This window comes from Desulfonatronospira thiodismutans ASO3-1 (genome assembly GCF_000174435.1).
Classification (GTDB): Bacteria; Desulfobacterota; Desulfovibrionia; order Desulfovibrionales; family Desulfonatronovibrionaceae; genus Desulfonatronospira; species Desulfonatronospira thiodismutans.
In genome coordinates, this window is the sequence record NZ_ACJN02000002.1 from 1,118,335 (window position 1) to 1,140,006 (window position 21,672).

Annotated in this window: 24 protein-coding genes; 16 read left to right on the forward strand and 8 right to left on the reverse strand. The window is 52.2% G+C overall.

What is annotated here, in order from left to right; genetic code table 11:
- The first annotated feature begins 426 nt into the window (after positions 1-426).
- The 6 genes from DTHIO_RS11385 to rpiB are packed head-to-tail and all read left to right on the forward strand — an operon-like array spanning position 427 to position 5,506.
- Positions 427-1,416, forward strand: a complete 990-nt coding sequence (locus DTHIO_RS11385; protein ID WP_040418569.1) for a sigma-70 family RNA polymerase sigma factor — start codon at positions 427-429, stop codon at positions 1,414-1,416.
- Entirely contained in the window at positions 1,409-2,182 is a 774-nt protein-coding gene (locus tag DTHIO_RS11390; protein WP_008870449.1) for an HD domain-containing protein, read from the forward strand. Before DTHIO_RS11385 ends, DTHIO_RS11390 begins: the two co-directional genes overlap by 8 nt.
- Before the next feature lie 3 nt (positions 2,183-2,185).
- Positions 2,186-3,892: a tetratricopeptide repeat protein gene (locus DTHIO_RS11395; RefSeq protein ID WP_008870450.1), complete on the forward strand. Its 1,707-nt coding sequence runs from the start codon at positions 2,186-2,188 to the stop codon at positions 3,890-3,892.
- Positions 3,889-4,644, forward strand: a complete 756-nt coding sequence (locus DTHIO_RS11400; protein ID WP_008870451.1) for a hypothetical protein — start codon at positions 3,889-3,891, stop codon at positions 4,642-4,644. Before DTHIO_RS11395 ends, DTHIO_RS11400 begins: the two co-directional genes overlap by 4 nt.
- Before the next feature lie 29 nt (positions 4,645-4,673).
- Positions 4,674-5,045: a hypothetical protein gene (locus DTHIO_RS11405; protein ID WP_008870452.1), complete on the forward strand. Its 372-nt coding sequence runs from the start codon at positions 4,674-4,676 to the stop codon at positions 5,043-5,045.
- A gap of 26 nt (positions 5,046-5,071) precedes the next feature.
- Positions 5,072-5,506: a ribose 5-phosphate isomerase B gene (rpiB, locus tag DTHIO_RS11410; protein ID WP_008870453.1), complete on the forward strand. Its 435-nt coding sequence runs from the start codon at positions 5,072-5,074 to the stop codon at positions 5,504-5,506.
- A 47-nt stretch (positions 5,507-5,553) separates the two neighbouring features.
- Here rpiB and ahbA read toward each other — a convergent pair whose 3' ends face one another.
- From ahbA to fliS, 6 genes are all read right to left on the reverse strand, one after another.
- Positions 5,554-6,000: a siroheme decarboxylase subunit alpha gene (gene ahbA, locus DTHIO_RS11415; RefSeq protein WP_040418570.1), complete on the reverse strand. Its 447-nt coding sequence runs from the start codon at positions 5,998-6,000 to the stop codon at positions 5,554-5,556.
- Positions 6,001-6,020: 20 nt separating this feature from the next.
- Positions 6,021-7,103: a heme b synthase gene (gene ahbD, locus DTHIO_RS11420; RefSeq protein WP_008870455.1), complete on the reverse strand. Its 1,083-nt coding sequence runs from the start codon at positions 7,101-7,103 to the stop codon at positions 6,021-6,023.
- Positions 7,096-8,085 (reverse strand): porphobilinogen synthase, encoded by a 990-nt coding sequence (gene hemB / locus DTHIO_RS11425; RefSeq protein WP_008870456.1) that lies wholly within the window; start codon positions 8,083-8,085, stop codon positions 7,096-7,098. Before hemB ends, ahbD begins: the two co-directional genes overlap by 8 nt.
- Complete coding sequence (gene ahbC, locus DTHIO_RS11430) at positions 8,082-9,266, reverse strand: 12,18-didecarboxysiroheme deacetylase (RefSeq protein WP_008870457.1); 1,185 nt, start codon at positions 9,264-9,266, stop codon at positions 8,082-8,084. Before ahbC ends, hemB begins: the two co-directional genes overlap by 4 nt.
- Before the next feature lie 32 nt (positions 9,267-9,298).
- On the reverse strand, positions 9,299-10,231 hold the full coding sequence (locus tag DTHIO_RS11435; RefSeq protein ID WP_008870458.1) for a YIP1 family protein: 933 nt from the start codon (positions 10,229-10,231) through the stop codon (positions 9,299-9,301).
- Positions 10,232-10,415: 184 nt separating this feature from the next.
- Entirely contained in the window at positions 10,416-10,799 is a 384-nt protein-coding gene (gene fliS / locus DTHIO_RS11440; RefSeq protein WP_008870459.1) for a flagellar export chaperone FliS, read from the reverse strand.
- 154 nt (positions 10,800-10,953) lie between these two features.
- Here fliS and cbiB point away from each other — a divergent pair, with 154 nt between their 5' ends.
- Both cbiB and DTHIO_RS11450 read left to right on the forward strand, forming a co-directional pair.
- Entirely contained in the window at positions 10,954-11,943 is a 990-nt protein-coding gene (gene cbiB, locus DTHIO_RS11445; RefSeq protein WP_008870460.1) for an adenosylcobinamide-phosphate synthase CbiB, read from the forward strand.
- Between the two features lie 278 nt (positions 11,944-12,221).
- Positions 12,222-12,935 carry a helix-turn-helix transcriptional regulator gene (locus DTHIO_RS11450; protein ID WP_144311508.1) on the forward strand — a complete coding sequence of 238 codons (714 nt, stop codon included), beginning with the start codon at positions 12,222-12,224 and terminating at the stop codon, positions 12,933-12,935.
- Positions 12,936-12,997: 62 nt separating this feature from the next.
- On the opposite strand, the gene DTHIO_RS11455 is transcribed toward DTHIO_RS11450, so the two are convergent.
- The gene (locus DTHIO_RS11455) at positions 12,998-13,327 is read right to left on the reverse strand and encodes a helix-turn-helix domain-containing protein (protein WP_008870462.1); all 330 of its coding nucleotides are present in this window, start codon (positions 13,325-13,327) and stop codon (positions 12,998-13,000) included.
- Positions 13,327-13,449, reverse strand: a complete 123-nt coding sequence (locus tag DTHIO_RS22705; RefSeq protein WP_279614622.1) for a hypothetical protein — start codon at positions 13,447-13,449, stop codon at positions 13,327-13,329. Before DTHIO_RS22705 ends, DTHIO_RS11455 begins: the two co-directional genes overlap by 1 nt.
- Positions 13,450-13,664: 215 nt before the next feature.
- On the opposite strand from DTHIO_RS22705, the gene DTHIO_RS21855 reads away from it, so the two are divergent.
- The 8 genes from DTHIO_RS21855 to cas1c all read left to right on the forward strand — a co-directional run bounded on the left by DTHIO_RS21855 (position 13,665) and on the right by cas1c (position 21,669).
- On the forward strand, positions 13,665-13,808 hold the full coding sequence (locus tag DTHIO_RS21855) for a hypothetical protein (RefSeq protein ID WP_008870463.1): 144 nt from the start codon (positions 13,665-13,667) through the stop codon (positions 13,806-13,808).
- 149 nt (positions 13,809-13,957) lie between these two features.
- Positions 13,958-16,123, forward strand: coding sequence for a CRISPR-associated helicase/endonuclease Cas3 (locus DTHIO_RS11465; protein ID WP_008870464.1), 2,166 nt, complete (start codon positions 13,958-13,960; stop codon positions 16,121-16,123).
- Between the two features lie 27 nt (positions 16,124-16,150).
- Positions 16,151-16,807 carry a type I-C CRISPR-associated protein Cas5c gene (gene cas5c, locus DTHIO_RS11470; protein WP_008870465.1) on the forward strand — a complete coding sequence of 219 codons (657 nt, stop codon included), beginning with the start codon at positions 16,151-16,153 and terminating at the stop codon, positions 16,805-16,807.
- Positions 16,804-18,543: a type I-C CRISPR-associated protein Cas8c/Csd1 gene (gene cas8c, locus DTHIO_RS11475; protein WP_008870466.1), complete on the forward strand. Its 1,740-nt coding sequence runs from the start codon at positions 16,804-16,806 to the stop codon at positions 18,541-18,543. The genes cas5c and cas8c overlap by 4 nt, the downstream gene beginning before the upstream one ends.
- A 3-nt stretch (positions 18,544-18,546) precedes the next feature.
- Positions 18,547-19,422 carry a type I-C CRISPR-associated protein Cas7/Csd2 gene (cas7c, locus tag DTHIO_RS11480; protein WP_008870467.1) on the forward strand — a complete coding sequence of 292 codons (876 nt, stop codon included), beginning with the start codon at positions 18,547-18,549 and terminating at the stop codon, positions 19,420-19,422.
- A 21-nt stretch (positions 19,423-19,443) separates the two neighbouring features.
- Complete coding sequence (locus tag DTHIO_RS11485; protein WP_008870468.1) at positions 19,444-20,013, forward strand: four helix bundle suffix domain-containing protein; 570 nt, start codon at positions 19,444-19,446, stop codon at positions 20,011-20,013.
- 4 nt (positions 20,014-20,017) lie between these two features.
- Positions 20,018-20,641 (forward strand): CRISPR-associated protein Cas4, encoded by a 624-nt coding sequence (gene cas4 / locus DTHIO_RS11490; protein ID WP_008870469.1) that lies wholly within the window; start codon positions 20,018-20,020, stop codon positions 20,639-20,641.
- The gene (gene cas1c, locus DTHIO_RS11495; RefSeq protein ID WP_008870470.1) at positions 20,638-21,669 is read left to right on the forward strand and encodes a type I-C CRISPR-associated endonuclease Cas1c; all 1,032 of its coding nucleotides are present in this window, start codon (positions 20,638-20,640) and stop codon (positions 21,667-21,669) included. The genes cas4 and cas1c overlap by 4 nt, the downstream gene beginning before the upstream one ends.
- Positions 21,670-21,672 lie beyond the last annotated feature (3 nt).

Consider the following 21,672-nt stretch of genomic DNA (forward strand, 5'->3'; position numbering starts at 1 on the left):
TTTTGCTGGTCTGCCGGCCAGCACGTCCTTTCCCTCGAGCTGGTTGTAAGCATCCATCTTGGCCCTGAACTTCTTGGCAAAATCAATACAGTATAAAACACTATCATCTTCGATTGCTACTTTTTTAAATTAGGCTGGCACGCTAACCACATTGAACACCAGAAGTCAAACAGGCGCAACGAAAACAGGGATTAAGCGGGGTCAGGTCTTCTCTTGATATTTACCTGTTGAAAAACATTGATAATGGATGATAAAAGATTTATAAAATTATTTCTGAACCAGAGCTGAGTATGTTTTGATTTTAAAATCTCCACGCATTGGGGTATATAAGTTGTATGGACATAAACAACAAACAAAGGCGGTCACTCAAATAATTTTTGAAATATAATACGATTAAAGGGTCTTATGACCATAGACAAGGATAATATGACTCAAAGAAAAAAAGAAAGACAGGATATAAAAGCACCTGAAGAAGGTCAGCTGGATGAAAAGAAGGTGGCTGAGAAGCTGGAGAGTGCCGTGGGCAAAGAGGTCAGTCCGTTGCCGGGCAATACTCCCATGCCCATGGACGCCCTGCGCATTTACCTGCGCCAGGTGGGCAATTTCCCCACCATGTCCGCTGAAGAGGAATTCGAGCTGGCCAGGAAGTTCAGGGATGAGGGCAACCAGGATGCTGCGTTCATGCTCATTACCTCCAACCTGCGCCTGGTGGTCAAGATCGCCATGGAATTTCAGCGAAAATGGATGAAAAACGTCCTGGACCTGATCCAGGAAGGCAATGTAGGCTTGATGAAGGCCCTGAAAAAATTCGATCCGGACAAGGGAATCAAGTTTTCCTATTATGCCTCTTTCTGGATCCGGGCCTATATCCTGAAATTCATCATGGACAACTGGCGTATGGTCAAAGTAGGCACCACTCAGGCCCAGCGCAAGCTCTTCTACAATCTGAGCAAGGAGAAGCAGAGGCTGGAGTCCATGGGCATAACTGCGGACGCGGATGCCATATCCCAGAGCCTGGATGTTTCCGAAACAGACGTGGTGGAAATGGGCCAGCGCCTGGGCCAGCATGACCTCTCCCTGGACATGCCTTACAACGAAGATTCTGATGTGACTCCCATGAATGTAATCCCGGCCCTGGGCGACGGGGCCGAAGAGATACTTCTGCAGGGAGAAACGGCCCAGCTTCTGCAGCAGAACATAAAGGAGCTGATGCCGAAGCTCAGCGACAAGGAAAAAGATATTATTGAAATGCGGCTGCTGGCGGAAAGCCCGGTCACCCTTCGAGAGATCGGTGAAAAATACGGCATAACCAGGGAAAGGGTCCGCCAGATAGAATCCAGGCTGCTTGGCAAGATCAAGGCCCATATCCAGGAAAACATCGATGATTTTTCCAGGGAGTGGATCGAGGATGCTTGAGGAACTGAAAAGCGTTCAGGAGCAGGCCCGGGTCATGGCAGGGAAGTACAGTCTGGGCTTTTACACCCGCTACAGCAGGGAGCATGCCCGCTCCAAAGAAATCTTCTTCAGTCACCCGCTTATACAGCGCCTGCGCGAGGACGTTGTGCCCTTTCTCAATGATGGATTCGGGCACGGGATAGAGCACTGCAAGAAGGTCAGTATTGACGCCGGCACACTTGCACTCATCGAAACCAGGTCGTGGCTGGATGTCAAGGCCGGCAAGCGCATCACCCTTCTGGCCCAGATGGCCGGCCTTCTGCATGACATCAGCCGGCATGAAAGGGATCATGCCCGGAAGGGGGCGGAATTTTCAAGGATAATCCTGCAGTATTACCCTCTCGGACCGGAAGAGCTGGATGGACTGGCATTTGCCGTGCGCAACCACGAAGCGTTCAGAGAGGTTCTCGAACCTGCAGATCAAAGGCAGGCGGTTTTAAGCGACGTACTTTATGACGCGGACAAGTTCAGATGGGGACCGGACAATTTCGTCACCACCCTCTGGGAGATATGCTCCTGCGAGGAATGGTCCCTGGAAGATATCATAGACAGGTTCCCAAAGGGACTGTCATACATTGAAAAGGTGCAGGAAACCTTCAGGACTTCCACTGGACGCCTTTACGGCCCGGAATTCATCCAGTGCGGCCTGGAAATGGGCAGGGCCCTGTACAGGAACCTGAGGGATCAGTACAGTGACAGCCTGGAGCATAATCTGCTCAGGGATTGAAGAATGGGTAAAAAAATTCTGGTTATCATGATTGCGGCTGTGGTCCTGGGCTGCGCCCCTAAAACCCAGCAGCCCGAGACGGCGAAAACAGGCCGGGAGCTGACTCCCCAGGCCCAGGTTACCTACCATTACCTGAAGTCCCTGGACTATCAGGCCGCAGGGGACCACGAAAAGGCCGCCCTTGCCCTGGAAAAGGCTCTGGTTCTGGGTCCGTCTGTGCGCCTGTATCAGGATCTGGCCAGGGAGTATCTGCGTCAGGGGGAAAAACAAAAGGCCGTGGATATTCTGCAGGATGCCACCGGGATTTATCCCCGTACCCCTGAACTGTATTTTCAGATGGCTGAATTTTACCTGGTCAAAGGTGACAGGTCCGGGGCTGTAAAGGCCCTGGAAAAATACAAGGATCTGGTGCCGGAGGATCTTGACGTTTACGAGGACCTGGCTGCATTTTATATCGAAATGCGTGATTATGCCGGAGCAGTGGATCTTTTGCAGGAAATCCCCCCGGATGAAATGACCCCGGAGATGCATTACTATATGGGCCGGGCCAAAAGCGAACTCGGCGAGAAGACAGACGCGGTGGCTTACCTGGATAAAGCGGTGCAGGCCCGACCGGGATTTATGCAGGCCTGGGCTGAAAAGGCCTTTATATATGAGCAGGAAAGGGATTACCTCCAGGCCGAGAGAATTTATCAGCAGCTGCTCAAGATGGGCGAGAGAAGCCCGGACCTGATTCTTCGAATTGTGGAGCTGAACCTGCTTTTGAATGATCCTGAAAGGGCCGTGGCCATGTTCGGCAAAGGCCCGGATGAAGTCCGTTTTCAGCTGGATATGGTGAACCAGTTTATCCGCAATGAGTTTTACGAGCATGCAGATATTTTACTGCAGGACATCGCTGCTGAGAGTGATTACCCGGACACCATGTATTTTTACTTTGCTCTCATAGCCTACGAGGGCCGAAACGATCCACAGCTGGCCCTGGACTATCTTTCCAGGATTTCCAAAGAGGATTCTTATCATCTGCAGGCCCTTTCCTTCAGGGTCCAGATCCTTTTTCATGAAAAGAACTACCAGGAAGCCCTTGAATTGTCCCGCAAGGGCCAGGAGCTTCATCCCGGGGAGGACAGGGTTCACCTCTTTGAAGCCATTGTCCTGGAAGCCATGGAAGAATACCAGGAAGCCAGGAAAGTTCTGGAAAAAGCCCTGGAAAAATGGCCCGGGCAGACTGATTTCCTGTTCCGCAAGGGTGTAGTGCTGGATAAAAGCGGCAAAACAGAAAAGTCTCTGCAGATAATGGAAGAGATCATCGCCCTGGACCAGGAGCATCACGAGGCCCTCAACTACGTGGGCTACACTCTGGCCGACCAGGACAGGGACCTGGACCGGGCCATGATCCTTATCAAGAGGGCGCTGGAGCTGGATCCTGGAAATGGCTACTATATTGATTCACTGGCCTGGGTATATTACCGGCAGGGAAGCTATGAAAAGGCCTGGGAGGAGATTCTGGCTGCAGTGGAACAGGTGGATGACGAGGCGGTGATCTGGGAGCATTACGGGGATATAGCCAAGGCCCTGGGAAAACGCGAACATGCCCTGCATGGTTATGAAAAGGCCCTGGAACTGGACCCGGAAAACCCCGAACACCTCAGGGAACAAAGGGCAAAAGTCAAGGATATGCCTGAAAACGAGTCAGCAAAGGCCGGTCCATGAAATTTTACTGCGGCATTTTGTGCCTTCTGCTATCCACATTTCTTGTTTTTTCCTGCGCCCCCAAGCGCATCCCCGTGGAGAGGCCCCCGGAGGTGGTATGGCAGGATTTCTGGGAGCAAAGCTCCAGTTTCCAGGAAGACCAGGAGTTTTATATCCAGACCAGCGTGAACTATTCCACCCCGGACCAGCAGCGCAGGGTGCAGGCGGCGATATGGGGTTTTGCAGGTTATCCGGTACGCATGGACATCTCTGCCGGTTTCGGCCAGACAGTTTCCATGTGGCTGGAGGATGAACTGAGGTGGCAAGCCTATAATCCCGGAGAAAACACCCGCTACATACATCACGACGGAAGCAGGGGGGCGACCCTCCTGGGTTTTCCCACACCCATGGGCCTGAGGGAGACCAGCCTTGTACTTCTGGGGGATTTCCAGCATCTTGTCCCCCGGGAGTATCACCGGGTTGAATCCCATGAGAATATGTGGAAGTATTACTTTGAAGACGAAAACATCACGAGCGTTGTACTGGAGCAGGACGGCAGTCTGAACATGATCAAGGGTGATGGATGGCATGTGGAGTTCAAGGGTATTGAGCAGGAAAACGACCTGTTTTATTTCTCCAGGCTGGATATGCATCTGTCCGAGGACAAGGAGGCCGTAATCCGCATCAGGTCTGTGGATGTGGACAGAACCTGGGATCAAGAGCAGATGAGCCTGGACCCTCCAGATGGGACACGGACTATATTCCTGCATTAGTCAACTTCCAAAACACACGGAGTAATCACATGAGCTTTCGGGAACAAATGGATCGTCTGGTGCGCAGCTTCGAGCTTAATCCCTGGCAACTCTTTCTGGTGGGCTGGCGTCTTATTCTAAGCGAGATACGCTGGAATTTCACCCGTATGTTCAGGCAGTGGGAGATCCGGCAGATGAAAAAAAGGCTGGACCAGGAGAAGCTCAAGCTGGCTGAGGCGGTGGTTTCCGGTACCTCAGGCCGGCAGGAGGCCCTGAACCTGAAAGATTCGGATCTCGATCTGGTCCTGGGTCAGGTGAGCTTTCTGGAAGAGGAAATATCCCACCTGGAAAACGAACTCCAGGCCCGGCGCAGAGCCTTTCTGGAAAACCGCATGTCCAGATACCTGGGCCGGCAGGATTAGACCGCTTGCATAAAGGCGAAAGAATCATGAATAAAACCGTGGTCTTTGGTTCGGACCATGCAGGGCTGTGGCTGAAAAGGGTCCTGATGGACCGTCTAAGTAATGACCGGCAGACAATAGACGTGGGGACCGAAGATGATTCCAGCTGCGATTACCCTGTTTACGCAGGCAGGCTGTGTGAAAAAGTCCTGGAGCTTCAGTGCCTGGGTGTTCTCATCTGCGGTTCCGGCCTGGGCATGTCCATGACAGCCAACCGTTTCCGGGGAATCCGGGCAGCTCTTTGCTGCAACGAATACATGGCCAGGATGGCCAGAAAGCACAATAACGCCAATGTCCTGTGCATGGGCGAAAGGGTCATTGGAGTGGATCTGGCCGGCAGCATCCTGGATGTCTTCCTGGAGACCGGATTTGAGGGGGGCAGGCATGCAAAGCGCCTGGATATTATTGAGGAAATTGCCTGATCCCCGGACCCTGGATCTTTATGCGCAGGGGGTGCATAGTCCCATTTCTATTCCATGGGAAAATCCACCTTGATCTTGAACATGTTCCTGGCGGGCAGGTTCAGGATTTCTATGCCGGTAACGGCGGTGATCTGCTGTAAGGATTCCTGTACCTTTTCCTTAGACGGCCCTATATAAGTAAACCAGACATTATTTCTGTGTCTGCGCAGGTAGTTGTGGGTAACCCCGGGATGCTGGTTTACCTCGGTTATGAACTCCTGCAGCTTTTCTTCCGGAACCGCAGCGGCGCACAGGGTGCTGTGCCAGCCCAGCTGCCTGGAATTGAAGTTTCCGCCTATTCTTCTTATCACCCCTTTTTGCTTCAGGCTCCTGACCCTGGCCAGGGTCTCGGCCTGGGTAAGCCCGACCATCCGGCCCACTGTGGCATAGGGGCTGGGATCTATGGGAAAATCCGTCTGGATTATATCCAGGATTTTTTTGTCCGTCGCGCTCAGTTCCAAGGGGCCTCTCTTTTTTAGCTTTTTACCGGCTCATAGGAGCAAAGAGGTTCCTGAGCCAGGTAGTCCCCGCTCATGGTATAGGCTCTGGCCCGGCATCCCCCGCAGACACGGTGGAATTCACACTTGCCGCACTTGCCTTTGTAGGCGCTTATGTCGCGCAGGGCGTTGAAATGCTGCGAGCTTTGCCATATTTCAGGAAAGGGCGTGGTCTTGATGTTGCCGCAGTCCAGTTCCAGGTAGCCGCAGGGCTGTACCTGGCCCACATGGGAGATAAAGCAGAATCCGATGCCGCCCAGGCACCCCCTGGACATGGCGTCCAGGCCGAAGTTTTCCCTGGTGACATCCACGTTCTCCTCCCGGGCCCGCTGGCGCATGATGCGGTAGTAATGCGGGGCGCAGGTGGCCTTGAGGTGCATGTCCGTGGTCTTTCTAAAGTCATAGAACCAGTTCAGGACATCTTCGTACTGCCGGGCGCTTATGAACTGGTCCCGAAGATCAGCGCCCCTGCCGGTGGGAACCAGCATAAATATATGCCAGGCCACTGCACCCAGGTCTCTGGCCAGATTGAATATATCCTTGAACTTGTCCAGGTTGTCCTTAGTGACTGTAGTATTGATCTGAAACTCCACCCCGGCGGATTTGAGGTACTCGATGCCGGCCATGGACTGCTCAAAGGCACCCGGTACCCCGCGGAGCAGGTCGTGTTCCTGAGCAGTTGGTCCGTCAATGGAAATGCTGCAGCGCTGGATCCCTGAGGACTTTATTTCTTTTGCATTTTCCGGGGTGATAAGCGTTCCGTTGGGGGCCATGACGCAGCGAAGTCCCTGGGAATCGGCGTAGGAGATGAGTTCAAAAATATCCGGGCGAAGCAAGGGCTCGCCCCCGGTAAAGATGACCACCGGATTGCCCACCTGGGGAAAGGTGTCGATGAGCGACCTGGCCTGAGCTGTATCCAGCTCTCCGGGGTAGGGCTCCGGGTGGGCCTCGGCCCGGCAATGGCTGCAGGCCAGGTTGCAGGACCTGGTAACCTCCCAGGCCACCAGCCTGAGATCAGGGGCCTTTGCAGGGCTTGTGGCATCATGATTTTGACTATTCATTGCCGGCCATCCATCCCAGGATTTCCCGGGCGAAATAAGTAAGAATGATTTCTGCCCCGGCCCTTTTTATTGCGGTTACCGATTCCAGGGCAACGCTTTTTTCATCCAGCCAGCCTAACTGTGCTGCGGCCTTGATCTGGCTGTATTCCCCGCTTACCTGGTAGGCCGCCACCGGCAGGTCAAAGGAGCTTTGCAGGGCGCTTATAATGTCCAGATAAGGCAGGGCCGGTTTGACCATGAGCATGTCAGCGCCCTGGATTATGTCGGCTTCTGCCTCGCGCAGGGCCTCCCTGGCGTTGCCGGGATCCATCTGGTAGGTTTTGCGGTCTCCAAATGATGGTGAGCTCTGGGCCGCTTCCCGGAACGGGCCGTAATAGGCCGAGGCATACTTGACTGCATAGGACATAATGGGCAGTTCCTTGAAGCCCTGGTTGTCCAGCATGTCACGGATGGCCTGGACCCGGCCGTCCATCATGTCTGACGGGGCCACAATATCCGCACCGGCCTGGGCATGAGACAGGGCTGTTTTGGCCAGAAGCTCCAGGGTGGGATCATTTTGGACCTTTTTATCCTGGATAAGGCCGCAATGCCCGTGATCGGTGTATTCACACAGGCAGACGTCGGTTATGACCACCAGGGATGGAAAACGCTTCTTGAGTCTTTGAACCGTCTGCTGGATTATTCCATCCTGTGCATAGGCCTGACTGGCCTTTTGGTCCTTGTGTACGGGGATGCCAAAGAGGATGACGCTTTGAAGTCCCAGGTCCACCGCCCGGGACACCTCTTCCTCCAGAGCGGCCGGAGCCAGCTGGCTCTGCCCGGGCATGGAGGCAATGGGCCGGGATTCTTTGGGGTCCTGGGATTCCAGGACAAAAAAGGGCTGGACCAGGTTGCGGGGCAAAAGATCCGTTTCCCGGACCATGTCCCGAATGGCCTTTGAAGAGCGAAGTCTTCTGCCGCGGTAGAAATTTGAGCTGCTCATATTGCCTTTATTTCCTCGTCAGTCAGGTAGCAGGCCGGGTCCTGGGCCCAGATGTCCCCGTAGAAGGCCTCGGCCCTGGCCCGGAAGTTGCCGGCGCAGACATTTAAAAACCTGCACCCGGCGCACCTGCCGCCCACGTATTTTTTCTTGTCCTTTAGCTTTTGCAGAAGCTCTATGGACTCGTCCTCCCAGATCCGGGAAAAGGGCCGCTCAAGTACATTGCCCACGACATGCTGCCGCCAGAACTGGTCTGGATGAACGCTGCCGTCCCAGGATATGCAGCCGATACCCCGCCCGGAATTGTTGCCCTCGTTGAACTGCAGAAGCTCCAGAACTTCCCTGGCCCGCTGCGGGTCTTCCTTGAGCAGGCGCAGATAAATATAGGGACCGTCTGCATGATTGTCCACGGTAAGGACTTCCTTGGGCATGCCTGCGTCAAAAAGGGCTCTGGTTTCATCCAGTATCAGATCCACCAGCTCCCGGGTACCCTGGTGTCCCAGGTCTTCATTGATGAGCTCGGAACCACGTCCGGAGTAAACAAGGTGATAAAAACATACCCTGGGTATATCCATGTCTTTCAGGAGTTGAAATATCTTTGGGACTTCCGTGACGTTTCTCTTGTTGACAGTAAAGCGAAGTCCCACTTTGAGACCCTGCTCCTGGCAGTTTTTCACGCCCTGCATGGCCTTGTCAAAGGATCCGGGCACTCCCCGGAACCGGTCATGTACTTCCGGGCCGCCGTCTATAGAGATGCCCACGTAGGAAAGTCCGACATCTTTTAGCTCCCTGGCCTTGTCCCTGGTGATGAGGGTGCCGTTGGTGGAGATCACCGCCCGCATGCCGCGGCCTACTGCGTGGCTGGCCAGTTCCACCAGGTCCCGGCGTACCAGGGGTTCGCCCCCGGAAAAGAGCATTACAGGCGCACCGTAGTCAGCCAGATCGTTGATTATCTCTTTGGCCGCAGGGGTGTCGATCTCGTCGGTACCCTGCTCGTCCAGGGCCTGGGCATAACAGTGAACGCATTTCAGGTTGCAGCGCCTGGTCATGTTCCAGACTACAACCGGCTTTTTATCCTTGGAAAACTGCAGAAGATGAGAGGGCATTTTTCCTGCCTGGCGACCATAGCGCAAGGCGTCGGCAGCCTCCACCGCCCCGCAGTAAAGCTTTGAAATTCCTATCATTTAATATCCTTGGATTTCTAAAAGTTTAAAAATTACATTCCAGGGCCACCCATCATCATGGTGGCCAGGAGCACGATGATCATGATGGGTGCAATGAGCGCCAGGATGACCCGGGGATAGGTCGTGCCGTGGATGTATCTGTAGCCCATGACTGTGACCACCAGGGACCACAGGGCGCCGATGAACGGTCCAAGTATGGGCAGGACACCCAGGAGCATGGGGGCGCTGCCGTAGGCCGTAGCCCTGAAGGTGCCTTCAAATCCGGATCTTCCCGCCTGAAAAGCCATGAGAAACAGGTGGGTAACACCGGAGGCGATAAATATCCAGGCGACCATGAACAGGGGATACACAAGCAAAATGAGAATGGACCCTGCCCCAACCATGCCGATGCCCATGCCGGGTGCGCCGTGTTCTGCAGCAGCAGGGAACATGCCGGTCATGTTCCAGAGAAATGAGGCCAGCACCTGAATAACCGAGACCAGGATGAAAAAAGCCAGGGGCATGCCCAGTCCTCCGGGCTGCATCTTGCGGAAAAAAGGTCCCGGGGCGAGCATGACCCTCTTGACGGTTTCAAAAAATCCGGGGAAAAATCCGTACTGCTGCAAATTTTCCCATGGCGAGGCAGAACTTTCGCCGGGGGCTGCCTGATCTCTTTGCGGTTCTTCGGCAGGGCCGCCCAGATCTTCCAGCTTGCTCCACAGACTCTCTTCCTGGTCTTCTTCCCGGCTTTTTTCCTGGGCGGGTTTTTCATCCTGGTAAGTGGCGAAGTCATGCTCCCGGGAATCAGAAGAAGCCTCTTCTTCAGCTGCAGGCTCATCTTCCAGGGTAAACTCCTCTGGTTCTTCCAGGTCGCGGAACTGGAACTTTTCCTTGCACTTGGGACATGTGGCTTTTTTAGCGTGCGGCGGTATTTTTTCGTCGGGCACGTCCTGCTGGAACATGCATTTGGGACAGGTTATGCGCATATATGGTCCTTGATGAGTTCGAAGTATTGAATTTATTCAAAGTCCGGGGTGATAATCAAATCACCTGCATAAGCCTGAACTCTATCCATATAAGCGTCCTAAATCAAGTCTGGAAAAGGATAAAAAAAGGGGCCTGGAATCCAGGCCCCGCGAGGTGCTGCTTGAAGGGGGAGCAGCAAAGATCTTACTGCAGGTGCTTCTGATTTCGGCTTACCTCGGCAAAAGCAGAGGAGACCTGTCTAAGCATATTGATTACTTCATCGATTTTCTCGATGTCCAGCTTCAGGCTGGCCATAAGAAGCCTGGCCTGGCAACTGGCGTAGAAGGCGTGCAGATTTTTGGCGACTTCGCCGCCTTTTTCCGCGTTCAGGCTGGAATTAAGTTCTCCGATTATCATAAGAGCGCGGTCAATCCGTTCTCCTTTGGCAATATAGTCCTTTTCCCGGATTCTTTCTTTGGCCTGTTCCAGAAACTTGATGGCTGCTTCATACAACTGGACAACCAGGTCTTCTTTGGTGGTGGTTTTGACTTTGGTCTGGAAGTAAGCTCTGGCTGCGTTGGAGTACATATATCCCCCCTGTTTTTATGCTTGATGCTTTTGTCTGCCTTAATTAACTATACTATCGGCCTGGGGATGGAATAACTTTAGCAGTTTTTTGCAAGTCTATTGAACTGCTCCGGAAGGGGCACGCTCGCCGGGCTTTAACTTTCAGGAAAACCAAATGACTGAAGCTCTGATCATACTTGTACTGGCCTTCGCTATGGACCTGCTCCTGGGAGACCCGGTGTACCGCCTGCATCCGGTACGCCTCATGGGCGCAGCTGTCTCCCGGGTGGAGAGACTGTTTTTTTCCCAGGGGCTCAGGGGCCGCGGCGGCGGGATGATCTTGACGGCGGCCATGCTGAGCGGGGTGAGTATCCTGGCGGCTGCAGGCATTTTTCTGGCTTCCATGGTTCCGGGACTTGAATTTATTTTCATGGTCTTTCTGGTCTATTCCTGCATGGGCCTGAAAGACCTGGTGGGTCATACCCGTCCCATAGCCCGGGCCCTAGAGGAGGGTGACCTGGGCAGAGCCAGGCAGAAGCTGCAGATGATCGTGGGCCGGGACCCGAGTGCCCTGGATTCTTCCGGGGTGGCCAGGGCTGCGGTGGAGAGCGTGGCCGAGAATTTTGTGGATGGCTTCCTGGCGCTGGCCTTCTGGTTTGTGGCCGGCTGCATCCTGGGGCAGGTTCTGGGAGTGGAACCGGCCTTTGCAGGTGTTCTTCTGGCTGCAAACTATCGCATGGTCAATACCCTGGATGCCATGGTGGGTTACCGAAGCAGCAGGTACATGCAGTTCGGGCGTTTTGCAGCCAGGCTGGACGATGTTTTAAACCATGTCCCGGCCAGGCTGAGCATTTTATTCATCAGTCTGGCTGCGCTTGCCTGCGGCTATGACTGGAAAGGCTCTCTGGGCACGGGCCTGAGGGACCGGTTAAAGCACGCATCACCCAATGCCGGGCACAGCGAGGCGGCCATGGCCGGTGCCTTGAATATCCGCCTGGGCGGGCCTGTGCAGTATGCTTTCGCCCTGGTGGAAAAGCCCTGGATGGGGGAGAAGGGACAGGATGCCGCATGGGAGCATATCCAGGCCGCCCTGAAAGTCATCCAGGCCGCAGCCTGGATCAGCCTGGCCCTGGCCGTGGCGGTGCTTGCTGCAGGTGGTTTGTAAGCACCTGCGAAGGGAGGTAAAAGATTCGAAATTTTGTTTTTTTTGAAAGGATTATCTGGCTTCATGTCAGGATCAGGGCAGATGAATACCCCAGTGCCGGAGATCTGGCCAGGGAGTTCGAGCTTTCCGAAAGAACGGCCCAAAGGACCATAGCCAACTTCCGGGACCGGCTCGGAGCGCCCATTGAGTATGATCGGGCCAGGAAAGGCTATTATTATACAGACAAAGATTACGAATTTTCCCCGGCCCGGGTCAGTCAGGAGGAGATCCTGGCGGTTGTGCTGGCCAGAAGCCTCTTGGACAAAAGTACAGGTGGATACGTAAGCCGGATCATCAAAAAATTCAGCCGCAGGCTGATGAATATGACCTCGCTTTTGGGCTTTGGCCAGGACATGATGGACAAGGCTTTTTCAGCAGTCTGGAACCAGTATTCCCCGGCCCAGGCCCAGGTGTTCGATATCGTTTCCCAAAGCCTTCTGAACTGTCGCATTCTCGCCTTTGACTATACCTCTCCAGCCACCGCAGAACCCACTACCAGAAAAGCAGAACCTCATCACCTCCAGCACTACATGGGCTCATGGGTGCTCATCGCCTTCTGTTTGGAAAAATATGACTGGCGCAAATTCTACCTCTCCCGCATGGCGCGGGTAACGCAGACTCAGGACTGGTTTCAGCCCAGGCCGGAATCCGAGTGGAGCTACCAGGTGGAGTCCAGTTTCGGGATTTTCCAGGACCGGACAAGCCGGCCTGTTGTTTTGCGCTTCAGCCCTTTCCGGGCGCGCTGGATCAGGGAGCAGGTCTGGCACCCGGACCAGAAAATGCGCGAACTTGAGGATGGCTCCCTGGAACTGGAAATTCCCGTGGCCGACTTCCGGGAGATCAAGCTCAAGATCCTCTCCTTTGGTGCGGATGTGGAGGTGATAAGGCCGGAATCCCTGCGCCGGGAGGTGGCTGCCGAGATCCAGAAGATGAAGAAAATCTATCAGAAATAGAAAACTTTATTTTCTAACGCGGGCCATGCCCGCAACCCAAGAAACAAAGAAACCTTCCCTGCTTACTCGGCTACAAGAGAAAACCCGGAGTTTGCATTTTCCCGGGGAAAAAGCTTAATGTCGAATTCGACGCGTTGATTTAGCCGGTTCAGGATTGTTATCAGTCGGTCAATGGTAAAACGGTCAAGTTTTACCCGGCGTATCCGCGCAAACTCGCTGTGATTGATCCCTGTCAGGGTTTCAGCCTTGCGGGTTGAAAGCTCCATATCATTCAGCACCCCAATGATTCTGGCGGCCAGAATGGATTTGGTCTGTTCGACATCGGAGCCCTGGTATCCAAAGTCGCGAAATACATTTCCACTGCCACGGACAACTTCAATATCTTCGTTCATTAGTGTCCTTCGGCTGCCACGGTCAGCGCCCGCATAATTTCAATCTGCGCTTCCTGTGGAAACTTTTCAAAATCCTTCCGCGCCGCCTTGATCCAAGAGATTTTTCTTGTATTGCTGCTCATCAGAACTGATGATGACAAATTTGTCACCACTTGTCAACACTGCGTTGCAGAAGTGGAATTGGTAAGCAGGAGGAATTAAGATCGAAAGTGGCCGCCAAGATCCAGAAGGTGAAGAAAATCTATAAAAAATGATAATTTTTTATCCACAACGACACGAAATGACGTTGTGGGTGTGCTATCCATGACCTGCAACCAAAATCCAAGGAGGTCCGGAAATGGGAGTGCGCAGCATATTGTATTTCCTTGCCCGCATTCTGGGGGATATAAACGCGGTGCGCAAAAACCGCATAGGCCGCCGCATCGGCCGCAGAGCCGCAGGCAAGGCCACCGGAAGGATCTTTCGGGGGATTTTTAAGTGAGGGGTTAGATTTGGGATTGAAGTTAACCAAAATATATTTTAAGAAAAATTAAAACAGAACTTTTACTGTCTATTGAAGGAAAATTAGTGAAGTCTAGTAAAGCTGGATAGTTATGCTGTACTAAGAGGCAACTAATTCAAGGAGCAAAAATGCAGTATTATGCTCATACGCTTGAAAATAAACCGCAAAGAGAATGGCAGCTTCTTGAGGTGCATTTGCGTCAGGTTGCAGAGATGACTGCTAAACATGCTCGGGTATTTTCTGCCTCTGATTGGGGGTATATCCTGGGTAGATTACATGATATCGGGAAGTACAGGCAGGAATTTCAGGATAAATTGGAAAAACAATCCAGCCGCAGGGTGGACCATAAGGGTGTTGGTGCCAGGCTGGCCTGGGAATATCTGGGACAGCCCGGCAAACTTGTCAGCTACTGTATAGCCGGGCATCATGGCGGGCTTCCCAACTACGGCCATTCTCAAACAGACACCAGCACATCACTTATGGACCTCCTGCAACAGGCTGGTGTATTGCCGGATCATGCACCAGATCCTGTGTCTGACATTTCACTGCCGTCCTTACCTTTTCAGCCCAGATCCGCGTTTCAGCTCGCCTTTTTCACACGCATGCTTTTTTCCGCCTTGGTGGACGCCGACTTTCTGGATACTGAAAGGTTTATGGAGCCGGAAAAGTATGCTGCAAGGAATCCCGGGCCAGCGCTTGCAGACTTGCTTCAGCCTTTGAACGCCAAGCTTGCCGGATTTTCCAACGAAGGACGAATCAATCTGTTGCGCCGGGAGATATTAGAGCGGTGCAGGGAAAATGCATCTCTTGAACCTGGGTTATTCACTCTTACCGTTCCCACAGGAGGCGGCAAGACACTGGCTTCCATGGCCTTTGCCCTGGAGCATTCTCAAAAGTATGGGCACCGCCGCATCATATACGTCATACCCTATACATCTATTATTGAACAAAATGCCCAGGTTTTCAGGGAAATTTTCCCGCCTGACTCAATTATTGAACATCACAGTAATTTTGATGAAAGATCGCTGCCCGAAGAAGCAGACCAGTTCGGTCCGGGCCTTCGCCATCGTCTGGCCTGTGAAAACTGGGGTGCACCAGTGGTGGTGACCACCAATGTCCAGTTCTTTGAGTCTTTGTATGCATCCAAGCCCTCCAGGTGCCGCAAGCTGCATAATCTGGCAGGCTCGGTTATTATCTTGGACGAAGCACAAATGTTGCCGGTTAAGTATCTTAATCCCTGTCTGCGTGCCCTTGAGGAACTGGCGGAAAATTATCAGGCCAGCATCGTTCTTTGTACAGCCACACAGCCGGCACTCCGCAAACGTGATGATTTTAAACATGGACTGGATGGAGTGCGGGAAATAGCTCCAGAGCCAAAGCGAATGCATAGGGAATTTTTGCGGACTCGTCTGAAGGATGCCGGAAGGCTTGATCTTGAAGAGGTGGCCAATCTTATACGGGATAAAGAGCAGGTATTGTGTGTCGTCAACACCAGAGCCCGTGCTGGAAACTTGTTTGACCTGGTGCAAAATGAGCCTGGAGCGCGGCATTTAAGTGCCCTGATGTGCCCGGCTCACCGCTCACTGGAGTTGAAAAAGATCAGGGAAGTTTTAATGGATGGTGCTCCATGCCGGGTTGTAAGCACGCAATTGGTGGAAGCCGGCGTGGATGTAAGTTTTCCCGAGGTGATTCGGGAAATGGCTGGATTGGATTCCATGGCTCAGGCTGCAGGACGCTGCAACCGGGAAGGTGAACTGGATGATCTGGGCAAAGTGACGGTCTTTACCCCATCGGAAGGTTTGGCACCAGCCTTCAGTCAAGCCGCCGGCAGCGCACATAGTACTCTTCGCCATTACGGACATGATCCTTTTGCGCCCGATGCTGTGGAATATTTTTTTTCTGAAACTTATTGGCTTCAGGCACAACGTTTGGACGAAAAGCAGATTCTGGATGAGTTCAGGGCTCCGGCTCCCAAATGGGCCTTTCGGGATGTGGCCAAGCGGTTCAACTTGATAGAAAATTTCATGTCCCCCGTCATTATTTCTTTCAACGAGGAGGCGGAGAACCTGATCGAGCGGTTACGCTTTGCTGTCGCTGCCGGAGGGACCCTCAGGAAACTACAGCACTATATTGTCCAGATCTATACGCATGAACTTGCAGCCCTGGATGAGGCAGGAGCTATTGAATATGTGGACGGGCAGTATCCTGTATTGATTGACAAAGAGCTATATAGTGCAAAGCAAGGACTCAAGGTTCCAAGAGAACCAAAGACACCTGATGGTTTTGTTTGTTGACGTTTTTATTCGGCAAGGAGGTATGTCGTGGCACAGGGAGTACAGTTGCGGGTGTGGGGAGATTATGCCTGTTTTACTCGCCCCGAGATGAAGGTGGAGCGCGTCAGTTATGACGTTATGACGCCTTCTGCTGCTCGGGGAGTACTGGAGGCCATTTACTGGAAGCCGTCCATCTGCTGGAAAGTTGACAGAATCCACGTCATGAAGCCCATTCTTTTCGACAATGTGCGGCGAAACGAAGTGGAGTCCAAGATCCCGGTAAAGGGCGCAACAGGGGTGAATGCTGCCATGAAGGATAGCAAGACGCCTTTGAGGCTGTATATTGAGGACAGTCGTCAACAACGGGCAGCCATGGTACTCAGGGATGTAGAGTACATCATTGAAGCACATTTTGAATATACCAACGGGGAAGACCGCAACGACGGGAAGCATCTGGACATATTTAATCGGCGTGCAGCCAAGGGACAGTGTTTTCATCGTCCTTACCTGGGATGCCGGGAATTTGCCGCCTTTTTTGAACCTGTGCAAGGCGAAATTCCGCAGTCTGCGCTGACCGGCGAAAAGGATCTGGGATGGATGCTTTTTGATATTGATTACCAGGCTGACATGACCACGACCTTTTTTCGGCCTGTGATGAAAAACGGCATAATTGAATGTCGTAATCAAAGGGTGGTGGCCAAATGATTCTGCAAGCACTCAATGATTATTATGAAAGATTGCGGGCTGATCCTGAAACAGAAGTTTCTGATTTTGGGTTCAGCCAGGAAAAACTGGCTTTTTCCTTGGTTTTGTCAGAACAGGGCTCAGTCGTGCAGTTAAGGGACTTGAGGCAATTTGAGGGAAAAAGATCTTTTCCAAAACCAGCTGTAGTACCAAAGCTTCCAAAAGAACGTTCAGGGACAAATGCCCCTTCTTACTTTATGTGGGATAAGTCAAAATATGTGTTGGGATGCGAATTAGACAGTGATGGAAATGAAATTTTCTTTAAAAATCAATTTGATAGCTTTGCAGAAGTGCATCGTGAAATACTGGGCGATAATAAGGACTCCGGTGCCAAAGCTCTGTTAAATTTTATTGACCAGCGTATCTTTGGACAGGTTCCGGAATGGGCCACGAAAGAGCTACTCAGTACTGGCTTTATATGTTTTGAGCTTGATGGGCAAAGAGGCTTTTTACATGAAAGATCGGCAATAAGAAATGCTTGGCAAGAATATCTCAGGAAAAATCAGTCTGAAATTAGAGGACAGTGTCTTATAACAGGCCAACACGATTGTTCAATACCAAGTACCCATCCACAAATGAAAAATGTACCCGGAGCACAACCTGCTGGGGCTGCATTAGTATCTTTCAATGCTCCTGCATTTGGCTCATATGGAAAAGGCACTTCTAATCACAATGCCCCGGTTTCCGAACGGGCTGCTTTCGGATACACTACGGCCTTGAACGTCTTGCTAGCTCCAGGCAGTCGCCGCAAGGTTCAGCTCGGGGAAACCACTGTAGTATTTTGGACGGATATTCCAGGGGTAGCAGAGGAGTTTTTCGGCCTGTCTGTGGGCGTAAAAGAAGCAGAAGACCATGAGATGGCCCAGGAGGTAGATCAATACTTGCGAGCTGTTGTTAAAGGATATTACCCTCATGAACTGGGAAAAAGGGATACCCCTTTTTATGTCCTGGGTCTGTCCCCGAACGCCGCCCGTCTTTCAGTTCGCTTCTGGCATGTAGGTACTGTGGGCAAGATGGCTGAGAACATAGGAAATCACTACAAGGCGCTTCGCCTGCAGCGCAGTTTTGAAAACGAACCTGAATATCCCCGTCCATGGTGGCTTTTAAAGGAGCTGGCCCCCCAAAGGGACTCCAGGCATATCCCTCCACTTCTGGGCGGCCAGTTCATCCGGGCCATAGTGCATAACCAACCCTACCCCAGAACACTGCTGACCACGGTCATGGGACGTATCCGGGCCGACAGGCAGGTCAACTATTTGCGTGCTTGTATTATCAAGGCATATCTTACCCGAAACGCACAAAAGGAGATATCTATGGGTGTGGACAAGGAGAATACCAACATTGGATACAGGCTGGGGAGGCTATTTGCTGTTGTTGATTACATTCAAAATGATGCTGCTCCAGGGGCAAACGTTACAGTTCGCGATCGCTTCTTTGGTGCGGCTGCTGCTACACCGCGGCGGATCTTTCCAGTTATATTGAAAAATGCTCAACACAGCCTGGCTAAAATCCGGAAAGAAAAACCGGGTTGGGCAATAACCTTGGATAAATCAGTACAGACAATTCTGGGCGATGTTGACCCCAGGAAAGGCTTTCCAGCGACCATGACCCTGGAACAGCAGGGAATGTTTGTCCTTGGATATTATCATCAACGGCAGGACCTGTACACCAAACAAGAAGACAAAACGGAGGAGTAAGCAATGACAGCCATTCAAAACCGCTATGAATTCGTGTATCTTTTTGACGTAGAAAACGGAAACCCCAACGGCGATCCAGACGCTGGCAATATGCCCCGTATTGACCCGGAAACAGGGTACGGATTGGTGACTGATGTCTGCCTTAAGCGCAAGGTCCGAAATTTTGTAGATATTGTCAAAAACAATGAGCCTGGATTCAAAATATATATTGCCGAGAAAGCCGTTTTAAATCAAACAAATGAGATGGCTTACAAAGCCTTGGATTTAAAGCCAGAGAAAAAGAAATTGCCCAAAAAATGGGAGGACGCCCGTAAAGTCACTCGCTGGATGTGTGATAATTTTTATGATGTGCGCACCTTTGGAGCGGTTATGACCACTGAAGTCAACTGCGGACAGGTGCGGGGCCCTGTTCAACTCACTTTTGCCAGAAGCATAGAGGAGATTGTCCCGGCAGAGGTCAGCATAACCCGGATGGCAGTGACTAATGAAAGAGATCTTGAAAAAGAGCGTACCATGGGACGAAAGCACATAATCCCATATGCTCTGTATCGTGCAGAAGGATTTATATCCGCACATCTGGCAGATGGTGATAAGGGGACCGGGTTTTCTGAAGCAGACCTCAATCTTCTGTGGCAGGCCATGGAAAATATGTTCGATCATGATCATTCCGCCGCTCGAGGTAAAATGAATGCTCGCAGGCTAATCATCTTCAAGCATGACTCCAAGTTGGGCAACGCCCCAGCGCACAAGCTCTTTGATCTAGTCAAAGTCGAGCGGGCCACAGATCCTGAAAAGCCTCCCCGCTCCTTTTCCGACTACACAATAGCAATAGACCAGGCCAATATCCCCCAAGGGGTCACTTTGGAGCAAAGACTGTAACAAATTATCAGGAGGCCCCTTGTGACCTCAAAACAGGAACCGCCCCAACTTATCCCGGCTCACGGTGGATATCAGGATCTTAAATCGTATCAGATGGCAGAGCTTGTATATGACGGCACGGTCAAGTTTTGCCAGCGATTGGTTAATCCTCGTTCGCGGACGCATGATCAGATGGTCCAGGCCGCTCGAAGCGGCAAGCAGAATATCGTTGAGGGCAGTATGGCCTCCGGTACTTCCAAAAAGACAGAATTGAAATTGGTCGGGATTGCCAGGGCCAGCCTGGAGGAACTGCTCCAGGACTTTCAGGACTTTCTGCGTCTTAAAGGATATTCACTCTGGGGCAAGGATCATCCACTATCCAAAACTGTTCGTGGGCTTTGTTACAAGAAGGATAGGTCCTATGCGACATATAGGACATATATTGAAAACGCCCCGCCGGAGGTCGCAGCCAATACCATGATCTGCCTGATCCATCAGACCAACTATCTTCTGGATCAGCAGTTAAGGGCTTTGGAGAAAGAATTTCTGGAAGGGGGAGGCTTTACCGAGCGGCTTTACCGGACCCGTTCACAGGCGCGCAGAAAGGGCTGATTGTATGAGAGACACTGAATCTCTGCCCATCTCGGCATTGCAGCATTATTTGTACTGTCCCAGACAATGTGCCCTTATTCATGTGGAAATGGTCTGGGAGGAAAACTTGTTTACTGCCGAGGGTCGACTACTGCATAAACGGGTTGACGCAGGCGAGGCCGGCAGACGTGGCAGTATCGATGAAGAGAGATCTGTGCCGGTGCGCAGTGAACGCTTGGGCCTTTATGGAGTGGCTGATGTGCTTGAGATGCGAACTGGAGCATCAGGCAGCAGTATCCCCTATCCGGTGGAATACAAAAGAGGCAGCCCCAAAGTGGGGGACTGGGACCGGGGGCAACTGTGTGCTCAGGCAATGTGCCTGGAAGAGATGCTTGAACTGACAATAAGGGAGGGAGCTATTTTTTATGGCCGCCCCCGTCGTCGTGAGAAAGTTATCTTTGATGATGTCCTCAGGGAAAAAGTGGAAGTGAGCTGCCGGGCAATGCATTCGTTGATTGAAGGCGGGGTCACTCCTCCTCCGGAACACGGCCGACATTGTAAGAACTGCTCTTTGCTACGGGTATGTATGCCCAAATTGAGTAAGCAACGTAAGGTGGAAAAATACTTGTTGCAGGGGCTGGAACAGTGAAAAAACTGCTTAATACGCTCTATGTGACTTCACAAGGCAGCTATCTGTTCAAGGATGGCGAGTGTGTCGTTATTCGCCTTGAGGATGGGTCAAAAAAACGTTTCCCGGTTCATGTCCTGGACGGGGTGGTATGTTTCGGCAATGTCATATGTAGTCCTTTTCTGCTAGGTCATTGTGCTGAAAAGGGGTTGGCAGTGTCTTTTTTGACAGAACGGGGGCGGTATCTGGCTTCGGTTCATGGGCCGCAGGGCGGAAATGTTTTGTTGCGCCGAGAACAATACCGCAAGGCGGATGATGAAGAAAGTTCTGCAACTACCGCAAGGAGCATTGTAGCCGGCAAAGTTGCCAATTCCAGGGCGGTGCTCAGGCGCTGCTTGCGGGATTATGCGGAACGCGTGGATGCACAGCGTTTGCAGGGTGCCATCGGGGTGCTGGATGGTTGCGCCCACCGTTTAAAGACCCCGGTAAGCCTGGATGAGGCCAGGGGTTTGGAAGGCCTGGCCGCTAATACATACTTCGGAGTATTTGGCGAACTGATTCTAAAGAAAGGCCCCGGCTTCTCCTTTACGGGCCGAACCCGCAGACCGCCCCTAGATAATGTGAATTGCCTGCTCTCTTTCGTATATACTCTTCTGGCGCATGACATTCGTTCAGCAATTGAGGCTGTGGGCCTGGACCCTCAGGCAGGGTTTCTGCACCGTGATCGGCCGGGCAGGCCGGGACTGGCCCTGGATATTATGGAGGAGTTCCGGTCCTTTTTGGCTGATCGCCTGGTCCTTTCCCTGATTAATCGTGGCGAAGTGGGTGAAAAAGGATTCACGGTCAAGGAAAGCGGAGCTGTTTTTATGGATGAGGACACCAGAAAGGCTGTCCTTGTTGCATGGCAAAAAAGGAAAGCAGACGAAGTTGTACATCCTTTTTTGAAGGAGCGGATTTCCATGGGGCTTGCGTTTCACCTGCAGGCGAGGTTGATGGCCCGCTATATTCGAGGGGATCTTGAGGGTTATCCGCCTTTTTTCTGGAAGTAAGTT